Below are 18,533 nucleotides of genomic sequence, written 5' to 3'. Positions count from 1 at the left end.
GGGGCCGGCTCATCGGAAGACCCCCGGAGAATCTCCGGTGAATTCCCGCCGAACGGCGCGCCCCCACCCGTACGGGATCACCCCGGCCCGGGCCGAATTCGCCCTCAGACGTGCTGCATGATCAGCACGAATTTCGTGCCGGGCTCCAGCGCCTCATAGCGGTGCGGCACATCCCCGCGATACGCCATGTAGTCCCCCACGCCGAGTTCCGCCTGCTCGCCCTCGGGGCCCGCCGTCACCCGCCCGGCGCTCACCACGATGTGCTCCACCGTCCCCGGCATGTGCGGGTCCGAGGCGCGTACCGTCCCCGGCTCCAGATCCACGGTGTAGATGTCGCGCCGCGCGCCGGGCGGGCTCGCCGACAGCAGGGTGGCGACATAGCTGGACTGTTCGGAGCGCACCGTCGGCCCCTCACCCGCCCTGATCACCTGGACCGTCGGCGCCGGCGGCTCCACCAGCGCGCTGAACGGCACCCCGAGCGCCACCGCCAGCGCCCACAGCGTCTCCATGCTCGGATTGCCGCCGGCCGCCTCCAGCTGGGACAGCGTGGACTTGGCGATCCCGGCGCGTTTGGCCAGCTCGGAAAGGGAGAGACCGGTGCGGGTGCGCTCACGGCGCAGGGCCGCGGCGATCCAGTCGAGGGGCAGGCGGGACGGCGTGCCGTCGGTCATGTCGTTCGCTCCAGGAGTCGATTCGTTCGGCTTGACGAACGCGAGGGCGTCTGTCCATGGTAGAAAACATGCGTTCGGTACAGCGAACACCGTCGGCCGTCGACGCCGCACTGCTCCGGGACGTCTCCCTCGTGTGCCTCGCCGGAGGCGTCGTCGGCGTGTCGTTCGGGGCGATCGCGGTCGCCGGGGGTCTGCCCGTGTGGGTGCCGGTGGTGATGTCGCTGGTGGTGTACGCGGGCTCCGCCCAGTTCAGCGCGGTCGGCGTGCTCCTCGCGGGCGGCGGTCCGGTCGCGGCGGCCGCGACGGGCCTGCTGCTCAACACCCGCACGGCCGCGTTCAGCCTCGCGGTCGCCGAGCACATCGGGCGCACCCGGCTCGCCCGCCTGGTCGGCGCGCATCTGGTGACCGACGAGACCGTGGCCTTCACCCTCGCCCAGCGGGACCCGGCCCGGCGCCGCGCCGCCTTCTGGGTCTCCGGGATCGGTCTCTTCACCGTGTGGAACGCGTGCGTCGCGGCGGGCGCGCTGGCCGGCAGCGCCCTGGGCGACACCGCCCGCTACGGCCTGGACGCGGCCTTCCCCGCCGTCCTGGTCGCCCTGGTGCTGCCCGCCCTGCGCGAGGACGCGGGCGTCCGTCGCGCCGCCCTCGCGGGCGCCGTACTCGCCCTGGCCCTCGCCCCGGCCGTACCGGCGGGCGTGCCCGTGCTGGCCGCGCTCGCGGGCCTGCTGCTGCACGGGCGTACGCCCGCGAGGAGCAGGGAGGCCCAGCCATGAGCGGCACCGCCCTGATGGTGCTCGTGCTGGCGGTGGGGACGTACGCCTTCCGGCTGGTGGGGCCCGTGCTGCACGGGCGGGTGGAGCTGCCGGACCGCGTGCGGGTGCTGCTGTCGGCCGGGGCCGTGGTGCTGCTGGTGGCGCTGCTGGCCACGGGGGCGCTGACCGAGGGCGGGGAGTTCGCCGGGTGGGCGCGGCCCGCCGGGGTCGCCGTGGGCGGGGTGCTGGCGTGGCGCCGGGCGCCGTTCGTCGTGGTGGTGCTGGGCGCGGCGGCGGCCACTGCGGTGCTGCGGGCCGCCGGAGTGCAGTAGGCAGCACGCGTCCTGAGGGGCTGTCAGTGGCCGCCGGTAGCGTCCGCCCATGACCACGAGCCGACCCGCGCACGCCGACCAGCCGGAGCACGTCCTCGCCACCCGCGCCTTCTACGACGCGATCGCCGAGGACTACGCCGCGATGTTCCGGGACCTGCCCGCCGCGACCCCGCTGGACCGCTCCCTGCTGACCGGGTTCGCCGAGCTGGTCGGCCCAGGCGCGCCGGTGGCCGACGTGGGCTGTGGTCCCGGCCGGGTCACCGGGTGTCTCGCCTCGCTCGGTCTGGACGTCCACGGCGTCGACCTGTCCGCGTCGATGCTGGCGATCGCCCGCCGGGAGAACCCGGAGCTGCGGTTCGAGCAGGGTTCGATGCTCGCCCTGGACCACGCCGACGGTTCCCTCGCCGGCCTCGTCTCCTGGTACTCGACGATCCACATGCCGCCGGAGGACCTGCCCGCCGTGTACGCGGAGTTCCGGCGGGTGCTGGCGCCCGGAGGGCTGCTCCTGCTGGCCTTCCAGATGGGCGACGAGCCCCGGCGGCACGTGCACCCCTGGGGTCACCCGGTCACCCTGGACTTCCGGCGGATGCGGCCCGGGCGGGTCACGGAGCTGCTGGAGGCTGCCGGTTTCGCCCTGGTGCAGCGCACCGTGCGGGAGCCGGACGCGGGGCGGGGCGAGCCCACCCCGCAGGCGTTCCTGATAGCCCGCGCGCCGGGCGGCCCGGACTCCGCCTGACCGCCAGGTCACGTCTTGTACAGCGCCTCCACGTCGTCCGCGAAGTCCTTCAGGATCGCCTCGCGGCGCAGCTTCATGGACGGTGTGAGATGGCCGTCCTCCTCGGTGAAGTCCACGGGGAGGACGGCGAAGCGCCGGATGGACTCCGGGCGGGACAGCATCTTGTTGGCCTCGTCGACGGCGCGCTGCAGGATCGCCCGCAGTTCCTCGTCGTCGACGAGGAGCTTCGCGGGGACGGGGTGCTTGCCGTTCATCCGGCGCCAGTGGGTGATGCCGTCGAGGTCGAGGGTGATCAGGGCGGTCACGTAGGGGCGGTGGTCTCCGAGGACCATCACCTGGGAGATCAGGGGGTGGGAGCGGAGCCAGTTCTCCAGCGGGGCCGGGGCGACGCTCTTGCCGCCCGCGGTGATGATCAGCTCCTTCTTGCGGCCGGTGATGGTCAGATAGCCCTCGTCGTCCAGCTCGCCGATGTCACCGGTGGCGAACCAGCCGTCCCGGGTGGCGGGCACGACCCCGCCCGCCTGCGGGTCCCAGTAGCCGCGCAGCACGTGCTCGCCGGAGACCAGGACCTCGCCGTCCGCCGCGATACGGATCTTCGTGCCGGGCAGCGGCCAGCCGACGGTGCCCAGGCGGGGCTTCAGCGGGGGTGTCACGGTCGAGGCGCCGGTGGTCTCGGTGAGACCGTAGCCCTCGAAGATCTCGATGCCGGCCCCGGCGAAGAAGGCGGCGAGATCGCGGCCCAGCGGGGAGCCGCCGCAGATGGCGTAGCGGACCCTGCCGCCCATGGCGTTGCGGATTCTTCGGTACACCAGCGGGTCGTAGAAGGCGCGGGCCGTCTTCAGGGAGCGGGAGGGGCCGCTGCCGGCGCCGGTCTGCCGGGCCTCCAGGGCCTCGCCGTAGCGGCGGGCCACCGTGGCCGCGCGGTCGAAGGTGGACTGTCTGCCGCCCGCCTCGGCCTTGGCGCGGGCGGAGTTGAACACCTTCTCCAGCATGTACGGGATGGTCAGCAGGCAGGTGGGCCGGAAGCTGGCGAGGTCGGGCAGCAGGTCCTCGGCGGCCAGGCTGGGCGCGTGCCCGAGCCGCACCCGGGCGCGTACGCAGGCGATGGCGACCATGCGGCCGAAGACGTGGGACATGGGCAGGAAGAGCAGGACCGACGCCTCGTCGTTCGTACGGTCCTGGAAGACCGGGTAGAGCAGCTCGATGGCGTTGTCCACCTCGGCGAAGAAGTTGCCGTGGGTGAGGGCGCAGCCCTTGGGGCGGCCGGTGGTGCCGGAGGTGTGGACGAGGGTGGCGAGGGTGTCGGGGCCGAGCATGCCCCGGCGCACCTCGATCTCGTGGTCGGGTATGTGCGCGCCGGCGTCCGTGAGGGCGTCGACGTGCCCCTTCTCCATGACCCACACATGCCGCAGGTCGGGCAGGTGCGGCAGTTCCGGGCCGATCGCGGCCGCCTGGCCCGCGGTCTCGGTGAAGAGGGCGACGGCGCCGGAGTCCTGGAGGATCCAGCGGGCCTGGTAGGCGGACGACGTGGGGTAGATGGGGACGGTGACCAGGCCGGCGGCCCAGGCGGCGAAGTCCAGGACGGTCCACTCGTAGACCGTGCGGGCCATGATCGCGATGCGGTCGCCCGGTGTCAGGCCCTCGGCGACGAGTCCCTTCGCGGCGGCCAGGACCTCGGCGGCGAACCGCTCCGCCGTGACGTCCCGCCAGGAGCCGTCCCCCGTCTTGCGGCTGAGGACGACGTCACCGGGCGCGACGGCCGCGTTCTCGAACGGCAGGTCGGCGAGGGATCCGTGCCGCACCGGCTGCGCGAAAGGCGGTACGGACGCCTCGCGCACGGCCCCGTCCAGCCGGCGGGTGGCCGGCGGCACGAGGACGGGCGCCCCGTGGACGTCGGCGTCGAGAGCGGTGGCGTGGTGCGGGGTGGACACGGGCGGCTCCTGGGGCGTGCAGGCGAACTGCGGGGTGCCACGACGTACGTGCCTCGCACGCCGAGGCGCTCACCGGAGGCGTCCGCGGCTCGGGACGCCACCGGTCGTGCGGGGATCGTACGGCTCTGGCGTGAGGGGTTCGTGCCGGTTCGGAGATGGAGCGGGATCAAGCGTGTGCAGTGTCGGGGGTTACGTGAGGGTCACTCAGGTTTGCCCCCGACCATGGATGGAACGGCGCTGTTCAGGGGCGTTCCAGGACGGCCGTGACGCCCTGTCCGCCGGCGGCGCAGACCGAGATCAGACCGCGGCCGGGGGCGTCCCGTTCGGCGAGCAGCTTGGCGAGGGTGGCCACGATGCGGGCGCCCGTGGCGGCGAAGGGGTGGCCGGTGGCGAGCGAGGAGCCGGCCACGTTCAGCCGGGCCCGGTCGACGGGCGGCAGGCCGCGCTTCTCCCAGGCGGCCAGGGTGGCGAGCACCTGCGAGGCGAACGCCTCGTGCACCTCGACCAGGTCGAAGTCGTCCAGGCCGAGACCGGCCCGCTCCAGCATGCGCGGGACCGCGTAGGCGGGCGCCATCAGCAGGCCGTCCTCGCCGTCGGCGACGTCTCCGTGCACGAAGTCGACGGCGGCCGTCTCGTACGCGGTGAGGTACGCCAGCGGCTGAAGGCCGCGCTCCTCGGCCCACTCCTCGCTCGCCAGCAGGACGACGGCGGCGCCGTCCGTGAGCGGGGTGGAGTTGCCCGCCGTCATGGTGGGTTCGGGTCCGTCGATGCCGAACACCGGCTTCAGGGTGGCGAGTTTCTCCACCGTCGAGCCGGGGCGCAGGTTCTGGTCGCGGGCCAGGCCGCGGAAGGGCACCACCAGGTCCTGGAAGAAGCCGCGTTCGTAGGCGGCGGCGAGTCGCTGGTGGCTGGTCGCGGCGAGTTCGTCCTGGGCCTCGCGGGTGATGCCCCAGGCGCGGGCGGTGACGGCGGCGTGCTCGCCCATGGAAAGACCGGTGCGCGGCTCGGCGTTGCGCGGGATGTCGGGGACGAGGTGGCCGGGGCGCACCTTGGCGAGCGCCTTGAGGCGGGCGCCGAGGGACGTGGCGCGGCGCGCCTCCAGCAGCACCTTGCGCAGGTCGTCGTTGACGCCGAGGGGCGCGTCGCTCGCGGTGTCGGAGCCGCCGGCGACGGCGGCCTCGGTCTGGCCGAGGGCGATCTTGTTGGCGGCGGAGATCACGGCCTGGAGTCCGGTGCCGCAGGCCTGCTGGATGTCGTAGGCGGGGGTGCGGGGGTCGAGGCGGGAGCCGAGGACGGTCTCGCGGGCGAGGTTGAAGTCGCGGCTGTGCTTGAGGACGGCGCCGGCCACGAACTCGTCGACCGCGCCCGGCTGTCCGAGGTCGTAGCGGTCGACGAGGCCGTCCAGGGCGGCGGTGAGCATCTCCTGGTTGGAGGCGGTGGCGTAGGGCCCGTCGGAGCGGGCGAACGGGACGCGGCTGCCGCCGATGACCGCGACGCGCCGCACGGTGGCCGGCTTCAGGGTGCTCATCTCGACCTGCTCCTCAACCGTGACATAGGCTTACCTCCGGTAACCTTACTCCAGAGTCAGCACTGGGCGAGCCCCTCGCCCGCACACCTGGGAGTCCCCGATGGCCGACCGCTATCTGAGCTTCACCGGCACCGCGCCGGGCCGCTTCCTCACGCGCCGCCTGGGGCTGCCCCGGCCCGCCCCGCTGCGCCGCTGGTCGGCCGAGCGTCCGGCGCTGGACGGCGGGCTGCTCCACCTCACCGCGGGCGCCTCCCGCCTCGACCTCGCGCCCGTCCTCGCCCGCACCGGGCTCCCCACGGACGAGGTCGCCGGGAAGCCCGCCGCAGTCGTCCTGGACGCCACCGGGGTGCGCACCGTCGCGGACCTCGACGAGGTGCACGCCGCCCTGCACCCCGTCGTCCGGTCGGTCGCCGAGAGCGGCCGGATCGTCGTGCTCGGCGCCCCGCTCGACGCCGCCGACCACCACCAGGCCGCCGTCCAGCAGGCGTTGGAGGGCTTCACCCGCTCCCTCGGCAAGGAAACCGGCGGCGGCAGGACCGTCAACCTGGTCCGCCTCACCGACGCCTCCGCCGCCGAGTCCACCCTGCGCTTCCTGCTCTCCCCCAGGTCCGCTTACGTCAGCGGCCAGGTCATCGCCGTCGGCGACCAGGAGAGCCCCGCCGCCGAGGACGCCGACCGCCCCCTGTCCGGCCGCACCGCCCTGGTCACCGGCGCCGCGCGGGGCATCGGCGAGGCCGTCGCCGCGACCCTGGCCCGGGACGGCGCCGAGGTCGTCGTCCTCGACGTGCCGCAGGCCGAGGAGGACGCACGCCGGGTGGCCGAGCGGATCGGCGGCAGCGTGCTGCTGCTCGACATGACCGCCGCCGACGCGGGCGCCCGCATCGCCGAGGCGCTCCCCGGCGGACTGGACGTACTGGTCCACAACGCCGGCATCACCCGCGACCGCCGGCTGGTCAACATGCCCAAGGACCGCTGGAGTTCGGTGCTGGACGTCAACCTCGGCAGCGTGCTGCGCACCACCGACGCCCTCCTGGATGCCGGGGCGCTGCGCCGCGACGGCCGGATCGTCGCCACCGCGTCCATCGCGGGCATCGCCGGGAACGCCGGCCAGACCAACTACGGAGCGAGCAAGGCCGGCGTCACCGGCTTCGTCCGTGCCCTGGCGCCCCGCGCGCTCGCCGAGCACGGGGTGACGGTGAACGCGGTCGCGCCCGGCTTCATCGAGACGAAGATGACGGCCGCCGTCCCGCTGTTCATCCGGGAGGCCGGACGCCGGATGAACTCCCTCGCCCAGGGCGGTCTGCCCGTCGACGTCGCCGAGACCACCGCCTGGTTCGCCCACCCCGGCTCGGGCGCGGTCAACGGCCAGGTCGTGCGCGTGTGCGGCCAGAGCCTGCTGGGAGCGTGACATGACGACCACCCCGCCGGAGCGGGCCGAGGCCGTCCTCACCCGCTCCCCGTCCCTCGCCCCGCTGCTCGCCCGCGGCGCCGTCCTCTCGCCGTTCCGGCGCCCGGACCCGGCCGCCGCGCACCCCCGCACCCGGCTGGTACTGCCGGGCCTGCGCCCCGACCCGGCGAAACTGGCCGCGTACGCGAAGGTGTGCGGCTTCCCCGCCGCCGCGGACACCCTGCCGGTGACCTACCCGCACGTGCTGGGCTTCCCCCTGGCGATGCGGCTGATGAGCGCCCGCGACTTCCCGCTGCCGCTGCTCGGACTCGTGCACACGTCGATCGGCATCACCCGGCACCGCGCGACCCCGGCGGCCGGCTTCTACGACCTCTCCGTGTACGTCGACGGACTGGCCCCGCACCGGCGCGGCACCGAGGCGGCCGTGGTCACGGAACTGCGTTCCGGCGACGAGCGGGTGTGGGAGTCGCGCAGCACGTACCTGGCCCGGCACAGGACCACGCACGCCAAGGGCCCGGAGCGGTCCGAGGAGGGCCCCGAGCTGCCCGCCGTCGAGGAGTGGCGGCTCCCCGGTGACCTGGGCCGCCGCTACGGCGCCGCGTCCGGCGACCGCAACCCGATCCACCTGCACCCGCTCACCGCGCGCCTCTTCGGCTTCCCCCGCGCCATCGCGCACGGCATGTGGACCGTCGCCCGCTGTCTCGCCGCCCACGGCGTCCCGGACGCGGCCGAGGTCCGGGCGGACTTCCGGGCGCCGGTGCTGCTGCCCGGCACGGTGACGTACGCGGCGGACGGCGGGCGGTTCGCCCTGCGCGGGGACCGCGGCCGGGTTCACCTCACCGGCGAGGTGACCTCGCTCTGAGGCGCCGGGGCGTCCGCGCCGTCGTCGGGCGGGGTCCAGTGCCGCCCCGCCATCAGGTCGCCGAGCCCCGCCCACGCGAAGTTCATCAGCGTGGTCGCCGCCTGCCGGGCGGAGACACCCGGGGTGGCGTTGGCCCAGTCGGCAAGCGACTCGGCCGCCCCGACCAGCGCCTCCGCCAGCCCGGACACCTCCGCCTCCCGCAGGTCGGGGTCGCGGTGGGCCTCCCGCGCCGCGGCCAGGATCAGCTGCGTCACGAACGCGACGATCTCCGTGCGCATCGCGGCCACCTCGGCGGCGAACACCTCGCCGTGGGTGCGCGCCTGAAGGTGCAGCACCGCCCAGCCGTCGGGACGGCGGGCGGTGTGCTCGAAGAACGCGGTCAGGCCCGACCAGAGCTGCCGGTCCGCCGGCAGTCCTGGCCTGGCCCCCGCGCGCACCGCCTCGGTGAGCGCCCTGGCCTCACGACGGATGCACGCGGTGAACAGGTCCTCCTTGGAGTTGAGGTACAGATACACCAACGGCTTGGACACGCCCGCCAGTTCGGCGATCTCGTCCATCGACGCGGCCATGTACCCCCGGTTCCCGAAGGTCCGTACGGCTGCGTCCAGCATCTGCTGTTCGCGGACCGCACGCGGCATCCGCTTCGTCTTCACGGCACCCATGGGACACAGCGTACGGTCAGCCGCTACCGCTGGTCGTGGCCGCCGTCCTCCGCCGACAGGAGCGCACCGGCGTTCAGCACCCGGTCGCCCGACGTGAGCCGGGGCAGCAGCTGCGCCGTGAACAGCGTGGACAGCGCCGAGGTGTCGGTGCCGCCGTCGGTGCGCACCACCACAGGACGCGGCGCCTTCTCCGCCAGTCGCGAGCCGACCTCGAGCCGCCTGCGGGCCAGCTCGTACCGGAGCACCGCCCGGTTGTCCCGGTACGCCTTGGCGAGGGCCTGCTGGGCGCGGGCCTCGTTCTCCGCGGCGATCAGACCGCTGCGGCCGCGCGTCTCGATCTCGAAACGCACCCGCTGGGCCTCGGTCTCCTGCCGCTCCAGCAGCTGGGCGACCTCCTCGCGGGCCCGGTTCAGCGCGGCCCGCACCTCGACGATCCGGGCGTCGCGGATCTTCTTCGCCCGCTCGATGTCCATGCCGAGGCTGTCGATACGGCGCTTGCGGATCAGGCCCCACTCCTGCTCGTAGGCGGTGCGCTCCTTGGCGACCTGCTCACGGGTGGCGAGGTGCTGCTGGTACTGCGCCGGGAGCTGCACGTCCGGGATGTTGCAGCCGGTGATGCGCACGCCATAGCGGTCCAGCTGGCGGTTGAGCAGGTCCTGCATGTCGGCGACGTCCGAGCCGCGCAGGTCGTAGGCGCGCTCGGTGCGCACCTGGCGGGCCCGCTGCCGGATCGCGTCCTGCACGGCGCTGGACAGCACCAGGTCGAAGTTGCCCGCACCGATGGTGCGGACGAACAGCACCGCGTCGGTGATGCGGAACTTCAGGAAGAACTCGATGGAGCGCAGCGGCACGTTCTCCTGCGTGGGGCAGGCCATGACGGGCGCCGAGTACGGGATCTCGGTGGCCGTGTCGACGACGAAGTCGACCCGCGACCACGGGTGCCACAGATAGTGCCGGCCCGCGTCCAGGGTGCGGACGACGGCCCCGTACCGGGTGAGCACGCCGTGGGTGCCCTGCTCGATCTCGACGATCGAGGAGCGCCACCACCACAGCCCGCCGATCACCAGCAGCAGCACGCCGAAGGTGTACGAGAGGGTGGCCAGGGCGCCGGCGGCCATGCCGCCGAGCCCGTCGGAGCCGGACTCCTTCAGGGACAGCATCACGCCCGAGAGCAGGGCGTATCCGCCGAACCAGAGCGGCAGCATCCACCACAGGCGGCGGCGGTGCTTGGGGATGATGACCGGCAGCAGGGTGCCGGCGTCGCCGCCGCGCAGCAGGCGGGCGATGTCGCTCCAGGGCGCGACGGCCTCGGAGATGACCGAACGACGGTGACTGCGGACGGAACTCACGCCTGGACCTCCTCGGCTGCGGCGCCTGCGGGCGCCTCGTTGGTGTCGCTCTCGGCGGGCTCGCCCGGCATCTGCGGCACGACGGTCGGCCGCTCGGCCTCCAGCAGCGCGGTGATCTCCTCCTGACGGGAGGCGATCCGCGCGGACACCTCCGCCAGCCGCTCCCGTACGGCGGCCATCTCGGCGTCGTCGAACAGCTCCGCGCCGCGCTCGCCCACGAGTTCGCGGGCCAGCTCCAGGAAGTCGATCCCGGCCGCCGCGTCGCCCCCGCCGCCGATGCGCACCAGGCGCGGCAGATGGTCGGCGACCTCTTCCAGGGTGTCGAGCACCTGCTGCTGGTAGCGGTACTCCAGGATCTCCGGCGCTTCCGCGGCGGTCACCGCGCGGATGTCCAGGGCCTGCGCCTCCAGCAGGGCCGCGTTGGCCTTCGCCTCGGACTCGGCCTGCACGTAGCGCTGGCGGGCCAGCGCCTCGGCGCGGTTGGTCTCGCGCTCCACGGCGGTGTCCATCTGCGCCTGGTACTGCGCGATGTCGGCCTGGATCGCGGACAGCGTCTCGTGACTGGAGGCGAGCTCGCGGTTGAGGTCGCCCTCGTCCTGCTCCTTGCGCAGCTGGAGCGCGTACTCGTGGGTGTACGCCTCCTTCGCCATGCGCACCATCTCGGGCGCGGCCAGGTCCATCCGGTAACGGCGGTCCGCGGGCTCGGCGTGCGTGATGTTGGCGTTGGTCAGCTCCACGGCGGGGCGGAACTGCTGGTTCAGCTGCTCGAGCAGCCGGCCGCTGTCCTCGCCGACCATGTCGTAGATGCCGGCCGCCTCCTGCTCGTAGATCAGGCTGCGGATGGTCTCGCTGACCGCGTTGCCGAGCTTCTCCTCGAAGCCGCGCACCGCGCCGAGGGTGTAGACGAACTCCACCGGGTCGCTGATCCGGAACTGGATGAACAGGTCGATGGACGCCTTCACGCCGCCCTTGGTGGGGGCCTCCCGCACCGGCGCGTTGAACGGGTACTCGCGGGTGGTGTTGACGATGTACGACACCCGCTTCCACGGGCTCAGCAGGGTGACCCGGCCGGGTCCGACGACCTTCTCCAGCTTGCCGAACCGGGTGATCATCGCCTGGCAGCCGTCCGGCACCATGACCAGGCCCTGCCGCCACCACACGAACGCGACCGCGGCCACCGCGATCAGCCAGTAGTGCAGCCCGAACAGCGGCGAGGTCACGCTCCAGCCCCCGGCCGCGGACACGACCGACGTGCCGATCAGCCCGATCACCAGCAGCGACAGCACCGGCAGCATGGACAGCAGCGAGCGGCCCTTGGGCATCACCATCGGGTAGATGGCGTGCACGGTCTCGCCGCCCTCCCGCAGCTGCTCGCTGCGGCTCAGCGCCTCGCCGGCCTCGTCCAGCGACACGGTCTTCTGCCGCATCACGGTGTCGACGGAGCTGCCGTCCTGCTCCCGCGCGGCCGGGAAGTCGGCCGGATCCATGCCCTCGCCCGTCTCGAACCGCTCGTCCTCGCCCGAGTCGCCCGACGGCTGCCCGCCGCCGGCTCCGGTGCGCCGGAGCAGCTCGTCCCGCGCCGCGGCGCGCGGATCCGCGCCTCCGGCGACCGACTGTGCGACGTTGCGTAGGCTCTGCGCCCGCGTACGTGCCACGGGGTCCCCCTTCGCCTGTGGTGCCCTCCCCGCACTGGGTCGCGGGGAATCGTGTGGTCCAGTGATCACACACCACGTAGGCACACACGCGTAAGGGGCGCACCCCAGCAACGGTCACGGGTGTCTCGTTGCCGGAATGCGCCCCTGAGCGCGGTCGCGAAGGGTCAGGCCGTCGCGGGCACCGGGCGGGTGTCCTCCGTCTCGGGGGTCTCGTCGACCGGGGAGGCGTGGACCGCGTTGTACTTGTCGTGGTCCAGCAGGCCCTCGCGGGCGGAGACGACGACCGGGACCAGGGCCTGGCCGGCGACGTTCGTCGCGGTGCGGATCATGTCCAGGATCGGGTCGATGGCGAGGAGCAGGCCCACGCCCTCCATCGGCAGGCCGAGGGTGGAGAGGGTGAGGGTCAGCATGACCGTGGCGCCGGTGAGGCCGGCCGTGGCGGCGGAGCCCACCACCGAGACGAACGCGATCAGCAGGTAGTCGCCGACGCCGAGCGGGACGTCGAAGATCTGCGCGACGAAGATCGCGGCGATGGCCGGGTAGATCGCGGCGCAGCCGTCCATCTTCGTGGTCGCGCCGAACGGCACGGCGAAGCTCGCGTACTCCTTCGGCACGCCCAGGCGCTCGGTGACCTTCTGGGTCAGCGGCATGGTGCCGACCGAGGAGCGGGAGACGAAGGCCAGCTGGATCGCGGGCCAGGCGCCCTTGAAGAACTGCACCGGGCCGACCTTGGCGACCGTCGCGAGCAGCGCCGGGTAGACGCCGAAGAGGACGATCAGGCAGCCGACGTAGATGTCGGCGGTGAACGTGGCGTACTTGCCGATCAGGTCCCAGCCGTAGGTGGCGATGGCGTTGCCGATGAGGCCGGCGGTGCCGATCGGGGCCAGGCGGATGACCCACCACAGGGCCTTCTGCAGCAGCTCCAGGACGGACTCGCTGAGGGTGAGGATCGGCTGGGCCTTCTCACCGAGCTGGAGGGCGGCGATGCCGGCGACGGCGGCCATGAAGACGATCTGCAGCACGTTCAGCTCGGTGAACGGCGTGATCACGTCGGTCGGCACGATGCCGGTGAGGAAGTCGATCCAGGAGCCGGTCTTCTCCGGCAGGCTGCCGTCGGCGGGGCTGAGGCCCGTGCCGGCGCCGGGGTTGGTGATCAGGCCGATGGCCAGGCCGATCGCCACCGCGATCAGCGAGGTGATCATGAACCAGAGGAGGGTCCGCGAGGCCAACCGGGCCGCGTTGTTGACCTTCCTGAGGTTGGTGATGGAGACCAGGATCGCGAAGAAGACCAGCGGGGCGACGGCCAGCTTCAGCAGGCCGACGAAGGTGCCGCCGACCTTCTCCAGGGTGGTGACCAGCCAGGACACGTCCTGGCTGCGGGCGATCCAGCCGAGCAGGACGCCCAGGGCGAGGCCGATGAGTATCTGGGCCCAGAAGGGCACGCGGACGGACCGCTTCAACTGCGTGTTCGAGGACACGGACATGCTCCGGTGAGGGGGGGGGACGCGTGAGGGATGTGACGGGAAGGGCTCGGGGCGGGGCGCGGTGTCAGGACTGACAGTTCGCGGCGGTGACCCGGCAGAGATCCACGTGCAGGCGCGCCACGAGCGGAACACTCCGGGGCGTGGGGAACACGGCTGCTGACTTCACCCGAAGACCGTAACACCTGAACTTTGAGAAGCTCAAAGCCTTACTTTGAAAGGCGGGAAGGCAAACGCACACATGGAACGCAAAGCGCCCCGGTCCTCCCTGGTCGGGAGGAGTCCGGGGCGCCCGGGTGCGGTGCGCGGGTGTGGCGGACGTTACGACGTCTGCGCCTGGCTTGAGGCCTGGCCCTGCGCGCGGGCGGTGTCGTCGGCCGCGTCCTCCTGGGTGCGGTTGGCCTCCAGGTTGGCCTTGGCGCGCTCGACCCGGCGCACGATGCGCTCGGAGGCCCGGTCGCGTTCGCCCCGCAGGACGACGAAGCTGATCGGCGCGGAGATCAGCAGCGCCAGCAGCACGATCCACAGGCCGTTGGAGTCGCCGAGACCGCGCGGCGCGAGACCGGAGTAGACGAGGGCCCAGACGACAACGAGGCAGCCCGCGAAGATCCCGAGGCGCATCAGCGTGTAGCGGAGCATCTCATCCACTCTTCCGTGCGTACGGTCAGAAACGGTCCCTTACGGGACGACGTCCAGTGAAGCACGAGCGGCGGGCGATCTTTCAACGGGGTACGGGGCCGCACGGGGCTGTACGGGTTCACGTGAGGGTGAGGTGCATGATCACGTCGTCGCGGTCGTCGCCCGGCGCCACGCGGATCGCGTCCGGGACGCGGCCGACCTCCTTGTAGCCGGCGGAGCCGTAGAAACGCTCCAGGCCGAGGCCGCCGCGGCAGCCGAGGCGGATCGCCTCGACGCCCTCCATGGTGCGGGCGGTTCGCTCGGCCTCGGCGAGGAGGTCCCGGCCGTAGCCCTTGCCCTGGTGGCGGGGGTGGACCATCACCGTGTAGAGCCAGATCCAGTGGGTCATCAGGGGGTGGGTGTTCCGCGTCAGGAACGCGGTGGCCGCGACGCGGTTGTCCTCGTCGTGCCCCACGACCAGGCGGGACCTGCCTTCCGCCATGTCCGTGAACTGCCTCAGCAGGGCGGGGCGGATGTCCTCCCGCGTCACGGGCGCGACGAAGCCGACGGCTCCGCCGGCGTTGCTGACGTCGGTCCAGAGGTCGAGGATGCCGTCGCGGAGGGTGGGGGTGATGTCGGGGTCGGCGGTGAAGGTAAGGGGCATGGGGCGAGCGTAGCCCTTACCCTGTCGGGCGCGCAGTCGAATTCCGGCCGCCCGCCGGGGAGGTACGGGTGCGGCCGGGTGCCGCCGGGTGGTGGGCCGGCCGCGCAGTTCCCCGCGCCCCTGAGTTCCGGGTGCGGGTAGTCGCCGGTTCTTGGCGCAGTTCCCCGCGCCCCTGAATTCCCGGTGCGGGTAGTCGCCGGTTCTTCGCGCCGTTCCCCGCGCCCCTGAATTCCCGGTGCGGGTAGTCGCCGGTTCTTCGCGCCGTTCCCCGCGCCCCTGAATTCCCGGTGCGGGTAGTCGCCGGTTCTTCGCGCCGTTCCCCGCGCCCCTGGATTACCCCTGCGGGTAGTCGTGGGTTGCTCGCGCAGTTCCCCGCGCCCCTTCGGGGCGCGTTCACCGCGGCACCCTCAAAGAACGCGCGGAACTACACGACAAGCCCCCACCGTCCCGCCCTCAGGGGCGCGGGGAACTGCGCGACAAGCCCCCACCGGCCCGCGGACGACGACGAAACCGTCACCACCCCTCAGGGGCGCGGGGAACTGCCCGACAAACCCCCACCGTCCCGCCCTCAGGGGCGCGGGGAACTGCGCGACAAGCCCCCACCGGCCCGCGGCCGACGACGAAACCGTCACTACCCCTCAGGGGCGCGGGGAACTGCGCGATCAGCACCCACCCGCCGCGGGCGGCGACGACCAGAACCCCCGACGGGAGTCAGACCCGCATCGGCTGCGGAGACTCCCGGCGCGCCGGGTCGGGACCGTCGTACTCGCGGATGATCTCGTACCGCGTATTCCGCTCCACCGGCCGGAACCCCGCATCGCGGATCAGATCCAGCAGATCCTCCCGCGTCAGCTTGTTCGGCGTGCCGAAATTGTCCGCGTCGTGCGTGATCTTGTACTCGACCACCGACCCGTCCATGTCGTCCGCCCCGTGCTGCAGCGCCAGCTGCGCCGTCTGCACGCCGTGCATCACCCAGAACACCTTCACGTGCGGCACGTTGTCGAACAGCAGCCGCGACACCGCGAACGTCTTCAGCGCCTCCGCGCCCGTAGCCATCTGCGTCCGCGCCTGGAGCCGGTTGCGGACCTTGCCGTCCTTCATGTCGACGAAGTCGTGCTGGTACCGCAGCGGGATGAAGACCTGGAAGCCGCCGGTCTCGTCCTGGAGTTCACGCAGCCGCAGCACGTGGTCCACGCGGTGGCGCGGCTCCTCGATGTGGCCGTAGAGCATCGTGCAGGGCGTCTTGAGGCCCTTCTCGTGCGCCAGGCGGTGGATCCGCGACCAGTCCTCCCAGTGGGTGCGGTGGTCCACGATGTGCTGCCGGACCTCCCAGTCGAAGATCTCCGCGCCACCGCCCGTGAGGGACTCGAGCCCCGCGTCGATGAGTTCGTCGAGGATCTCGCTCGCGCTGAGGCCCGAGATCGTCTCGAAGTGGTGGATCTCCGTGGCGGTGAACGCCTTCAGCGACACCTCCGGCAGCGCGGCCTTCAGCTCGCGCAGCGACCGCGGGTAGTAGCGCCAAGGCAGGTTCGGGTGCAGGCCGTTGACGATGTGCAGCTCGGTGAGGTTCTCCGAGCGCATCTCCTCGGCGAGCTTCACCGCCTCCTCGATGCGCATCGTGTAGGCGTCCTTCTCCCCCGGCTTGCGCTGGAAGGAGCAGTACGCGCACGACGCGGTGCACACGTTGGTCATGTTGAGGTGGCGGTTGACGTTGAAGTGGACGACGTCGCCGTTCTTCCGCGTCCGCACCTCGTGGGCGAGGCCGCCCAGCCACGCCAGGTCGTCCGACTCGTAGAGCGCGATGCCGTCCTCGCGGGTCAGCCGCTCACCGGAGCGGACCTTCTCCTCCAGCTCGCGCTTGAGCCCGACGTCCATGCCGTTACCTCTTTCCCAGAAGACAGACCCGTCCCACCGTACGCCCCGGTCAGCCGACCTCTTCGGGCAGCTCACCGACGCGGTTCTCCCACTTGGTGGAGAGCACGATCGTGGTGCGGGTACGGGACACGCCCTTGGTGCCGGACAGCCTGCGGATGATCCTCTCCAGGCCGTCCACGTCCGTGGCGCGCACCTTGAGCATGAACGAGTCGTCGCCGGCGATGAACCAGCAGTCCTCGATCTCCTGGAGGTCCTTCAGCCGCTGCGCCACGTCCTCGTGGTCGGCGGCGTCGGACAGGGAGATGCCGATGAGGGCGGTGACGCCGAGGCCGAGCGAGGGGGCGTCCACCGTGGCGCGGTAGCCGGTGATGACGCCGGCCGCCTCCAGCCGGTTGATGCGGTCGGTGACGCTGGGTCCCGACAGACCGACGAGGCGCCCCAGCTCCGCGTAGGAGGCCCGGCCGTTCTCCCGCAGGGCCTGGATGAGCTGCCTGTCCACCGCGTCCATCGAATCGATGCCTTCCACTGAAGAGGTACGAAGTTTCCGAGAGGTGGTGCCGAGAGGTGGTGCCGTGAGGTGCGCCCCCGTCCGGCGGGGCGCCGGGCCGCGGGGCGGATGGTTCAGTCGTCCGCGCGGGATCCTCCGCCGAGTTCGCCCTCCCAGCGGCGGTACAGGGTGTGGGGGACGCCCGCCGCGTCGAGTACGCGTCCCGCGACGAAGTCCACCAGATCCTGGATGTGCGTCGCGCCCGCGTAGAAGGCCGGTGAGGCGGGCAGTACGGTGGCGCCCGCGTCGTCCAGCGTCACCAGGTGCCGCAGCGTCTGGCCGTTCAGCGGGGTCTCCCGTACGGCCACGACCAGGCGGCGGCCCTCCTTGAGGGTCACGCTCGCCGCCCGCTGCAGCAGGTCCTTGGACAGCCCGAGCGCCACCCCGGCGACGCTCGCCGTGGAGGCGGGCACGATCAGCATGCCCTTGCTCGGGTACGACCCCGAGGACGGTCCGGCCGCGAGGTCGCCGGCGGCCCAGTACCGCACGTCGTCGAGGTCGACGGAGAAGGTGTCCGGCTTGCCGTCCGCCCCCCGGGACAGCCATGCGCGCAGGTCGTCGCGCCAATGGGCGTCCCGGAAGGCGATCTTGGTCTCGTCCAGCAGAGTGAGCCGCGAGGCCCGGCTGACGACGAGGTCCACGCTCTCCCCGGCCGCGAGCAGCGCGCGCAGCACGGCCGCGGCGTAGGGGGTGCCGGAGGCGCCCGAGACCCCTACGATCCAAGGCGATCGCCGCGTCTCTCCTGGCTTGGCTGGGTTCACGGGACCGAGCCTATCCAAAGTCGCAGGACGGGAACCGGGCCAGGGTCCGTGGGCGTTGTCCCTCACAACGGTCCGGCGGTGGGGGTGGACGATGACGGACACGCGTCTCACGTGGTCACGGGGCGACCGGGTGCGGGCCGCCGCCGTGCTGATGGCCGGCTGGGTGGCGCTGCTGTGGGTGCTCGAGGTGGCCGACGTGGCGAGCGGCCACGCCCTCGACGACTACGGCATCGTGCAGCGCACCCCGTCCGAACTGGTGGACGTGGTGCCGTCCGCCTTCGTGCACTTCGGCTTCTCCCATGTGGCGGCGAACAGCGTGCCGCTGCTGGTGCTGGGCTTCCTCGCGGCGCTCGGCGGGATACGCCGGTTCCTCGCCGTGTGCGCGCTGATCGTCGTCGCGGACGGTCTGGGCGTGTGGCTGACATCCCCGGCGGACAGCAACACGGCGGGCGCCTCCGGCCTGATCTTCGGCCTGTTCGGCTACCTGCTGGTCAGCGGCTTCGTGGAGCGCCGCCCGCTGGGCGTGCTGGTGGGCGTCCTGATCGCCGCGGTCTGGGGCGGCTCCATCCTCGCGGGCCTCGCCCCCACCCAGTCCGGCATCAGCTGGCAGGGTCACCTGATCGGCCTGGCCGCGGGGGTGGCGGCGGCCTTCGTCCTCCGCCGCCGCCCGACGCGATCCCGCGAACCGGTCGTGTAGCCCC

General features: G+C 72.5%; 18 protein-coding genes. 6 read left to right on the top strand and 12 right to left on the bottom strand.

What is annotated here, in order from left to right:
- Positions 1-104 precede the first annotated feature (104 nt).
- Positions 105-671 (bottom strand): helix-turn-helix domain-containing protein, encoded by a 567-nt coding sequence (locus tag AY578_RS18935; RefSeq protein WP_136238131.1) that lies wholly within the window; start codon positions 669-671, stop codon positions 105-107.
- Between the two features lie 68 nt (positions 672-739).
- Between AY578_RS18935 and AY578_RS18930 the strand changes: the two genes are divergently transcribed.
- From AY578_RS18930 to AY578_RS18920, 3 genes are read left to right on the top strand one after another with little or no spacing between them, the layout of a single operon-like run.
- Complete coding sequence (locus AY578_RS18930) at positions 740-1,444, top strand: AzlC family ABC transporter permease (RefSeq protein ID WP_136238130.1); 705 nt, start codon at positions 740-742, stop codon at positions 1,442-1,444.
- A complete protein-coding gene (locus tag AY578_RS18925; RefSeq protein ID WP_019524432.1) occupies positions 1,441-1,755 on the top strand; it encodes a branched-chain amino acid transport AzlD family protein in 315 nt (104 codons plus the stop codon). The genes AY578_RS18930 and AY578_RS18925 overlap by 4 nt, the downstream gene beginning before the upstream one ends.
- Positions 1,756-1,804: 49 nt before the next feature.
- Positions 1,805-2,491, top strand: a complete 687-nt coding sequence (locus tag AY578_RS18920; RefSeq protein WP_136238129.1) for a class I SAM-dependent methyltransferase — start codon at positions 1,805-1,807, stop codon at positions 2,489-2,491.
- 8 nt (positions 2,492-2,499) lie between these two features.
- Here the strand turns inward: AY578_RS18920 and AY578_RS18915 are convergent, their stop codons facing one another.
- On the bottom strand, positions 2,500-4,422 hold the full coding sequence (locus tag AY578_RS18915; RefSeq protein ID WP_019524430.1) for an AMP-dependent synthetase/ligase: 1,923 nt from the start codon (positions 4,420-4,422) through the stop codon (positions 2,500-2,502).
- Between the two features lie 241 nt (positions 4,423-4,663).
- Complete coding sequence (locus tag AY578_RS18910; protein ID WP_028960009.1) at positions 4,664-5,950, bottom strand: acetyl-CoA C-acetyltransferase; 1,287 nt, start codon at positions 5,948-5,950, stop codon at positions 4,664-4,666.
- 100 nt (positions 5,951-6,050) lie between these two features.
- Here AY578_RS18910 and AY578_RS18905 point away from each other — a divergent pair, with 100 nt between their 5' ends.
- Positions 6,051-7,358 carry a 3-oxoacyl-ACP reductase gene (locus tag AY578_RS18905; protein WP_019524428.1) on the top strand — a complete coding sequence of 436 codons (1,308 nt, stop codon included), beginning with the start codon at positions 6,051-6,053 and terminating at the stop codon, positions 7,356-7,358.
- 1 nt (position 7,359) lies between these two features.
- Positions 7,360-8,220, top strand: coding sequence for a MaoC family dehydratase (locus AY578_RS18900; RefSeq protein ID WP_019524427.1), 861 nt, complete (start codon positions 7,360-7,362; stop codon positions 8,218-8,220).
- Here the strand turns inward: AY578_RS18900 and AY578_RS18895 are convergent.
- From AY578_RS18895 to AY578_RS18855, 9 genes are all read right to left on the bottom strand, one after another.
- A complete protein-coding gene (locus tag AY578_RS18895; protein ID WP_019524426.1) occupies positions 8,190-8,882 on the bottom strand; it encodes a TetR/AcrR family transcriptional regulator in 693 nt (230 codons plus the stop codon). The two genes, AY578_RS18900 and AY578_RS18895, sit on opposite strands and share 31 nt — an antisense overlap.
- 23 nt (positions 8,883-8,905) lie before the next feature.
- Positions 8,906-10,231 carry an SPFH domain-containing protein gene (locus tag AY578_RS18890; RefSeq protein WP_161231952.1) on the bottom strand — a complete coding sequence of 442 codons (1,326 nt, stop codon included), beginning with the start codon at positions 10,229-10,231 and terminating at the stop codon, positions 8,906-8,908.
- Positions 10,228-11,886, bottom strand: a complete 1,659-nt coding sequence (locus tag AY578_RS18885; RefSeq protein WP_215048296.1) for an SPFH domain-containing protein — start codon at positions 11,884-11,886, stop codon at positions 10,228-10,230. The genes AY578_RS18890 and AY578_RS18885 overlap by 4 nt, the downstream gene beginning before the upstream one ends.
- A 164-nt stretch (positions 11,887-12,050) precedes the next feature.
- A complete protein-coding gene (locus AY578_RS18880; RefSeq protein ID WP_019524423.1) occupies positions 12,051-13,370 on the bottom strand; it encodes a dicarboxylate/amino acid:cation symporter in 1,320 nt (439 codons plus the stop codon).
- 318 nt (positions 13,371-13,688) lie between these two features.
- Entirely contained in the window at positions 13,689-14,006 is a 318-nt protein-coding gene (locus AY578_RS18875) for a DUF4229 domain-containing protein (RefSeq protein ID WP_019524422.1), read from the bottom strand.
- A gap of 118 nt (positions 14,007-14,124) precedes the next feature.
- Positions 14,125-14,649 carry a GNAT family N-acetyltransferase gene (locus tag AY578_RS18870; protein ID WP_019524421.1) on the bottom strand — a complete coding sequence of 175 codons (525 nt, stop codon included), beginning with the start codon at positions 14,647-14,649 and terminating at the stop codon, positions 14,125-14,127.
- A gap of 711 nt (positions 14,650-15,360) precedes the next feature.
- Complete coding sequence (gene mqnE, locus AY578_RS18865; RefSeq protein ID WP_019526506.1) at positions 15,361-16,524, bottom strand: aminofutalosine synthase MqnE; 1,164 nt, start codon at positions 16,522-16,524, stop codon at positions 15,361-15,363.
- Between the two features lie 49 nt (positions 16,525-16,573).
- Complete coding sequence (locus tag AY578_RS18860; RefSeq protein WP_019526505.1) at positions 16,574-17,032, bottom strand: Lrp/AsnC family transcriptional regulator; 459 nt, start codon at positions 17,030-17,032, stop codon at positions 16,574-16,576.
- Positions 17,033-17,145: 113 nt separating this feature from the next.
- Complete coding sequence (locus AY578_RS18855; RefSeq protein ID WP_078504653.1) at positions 17,146-17,832, bottom strand: UbiX family flavin prenyltransferase; 687 nt, start codon at positions 17,830-17,832, stop codon at positions 17,146-17,148.
- A 91-nt stretch (positions 17,833-17,923) separates the two neighbouring features.
- Here AY578_RS18855 and AY578_RS18850 point away from each other — a divergent pair, with 91 nt between their 5' ends.
- Positions 17,924-18,529: a rhomboid family intramembrane serine protease gene (locus AY578_RS18850; protein ID WP_258903132.1), complete on the top strand. Its 606-nt coding sequence runs from the start codon at positions 17,924-17,926 to the stop codon at positions 18,527-18,529.
- Positions 18,530-18,533: the final 4 nt, after the last annotated feature.

This window comes from Streptomyces thermocarboxydus (assembly GCF_024760485.1).
Lineage (GTDB): Bacteria > Actinomycetota > Actinomycetes > Streptomycetales > Streptomycetaceae > Streptomyces > Streptomyces cellulosae.
This window is presented reverse-complemented; position numbering and strand designations above follow the sequence as displayed.

Bases quoted from the DNA above. Each gene is read 5' to 3' on its own strand.
- AY578_RS18870 (WP_019524421.1), bottom strand. From the start codon at position 14,649: ATGCCCCTTACCTTCACCGCCGACCCCGACATCACCCCCACCCTCCGC.
- AY578_RS18925 (WP_019524432.1), top strand. From the start codon at position 1,441: ATGAGCGGCACCGCCCTGATGGTGCTCGTGCTGGCGGTGGGGACGTAC.
- AY578_RS18860 (WP_019526505.1), bottom strand. From the start codon at position 17,032: ATGGACGCGGTGGACAGGCAGCTCATCCAGGCCCTGCGGGAGAACGGC.
- AY578_RS18880 (WP_019524423.1), bottom strand. From the start codon at position 13,370: ATGTCCGTGTCCTCGAACACGCAGTTGAAGCGGTCCGTCCGCGTGCCC.
- AY578_RS18910 (WP_028960009.1), bottom strand. From the start codon at position 5,950: ATGAGCACCCTGAAGCCGGCCACCGTGCGGCGCGTCGCGGTCATCGGC.
- AY578_RS18935 (WP_136238131.1), bottom strand. From the start codon at position 671: ATGACCGACGGCACGCCGTCCCGCCTGCCCCTCGACTGGATCGCCGCG.
- AY578_RS18930 (WP_136238130.1), top strand. From the start codon at position 740: ATGCGTTCGGTACAGCGAACACCGTCGGCCGTCGACGCCGCACTGCTC.
- AY578_RS18850 (WP_258903132.1), top strand. From the start codon at position 17,924: ATGACGGACACGCGTCTCACGTGGTCACGGGGCGACCGGGTGCGGGCC.
- AY578_RS18875 (WP_019524422.1), bottom strand. From the start codon at position 14,006: ATGCTCCGCTACACGCTGATGCGCCTCGGGATCTTCGCGGGCTGCCTC.
- AY578_RS18905 (WP_019524428.1), top strand. From the start codon at position 6,051: ATGGCCGACCGCTATCTGAGCTTCACCGGCACCGCGCCGGGCCGCTTC.
- AY578_RS18895 (WP_019524426.1), bottom strand. From the start codon at position 8,882: ATGGGTGCCGTGAAGACGAAGCGGATGCCGCGTGCGGTCCGCGAACAG.
- AY578_RS18900 (WP_019524427.1), top strand. From the start codon at position 7,360: ATGACGACCACCCCGCCGGAGCGGGCCGAGGCCGTCCTCACCCGCTCC.
- mqnE (WP_019526506.1), bottom strand. From the start codon at position 16,524: ATGGACGTCGGGCTCAAGCGCGAGCTGGAGGAGAAGGTCCGCTCCGGT.
- AY578_RS18920 (WP_136238129.1), top strand. From the start codon at position 1,805: ATGACCACGAGCCGACCCGCGCACGCCGACCAGCCGGAGCACGTCCTC.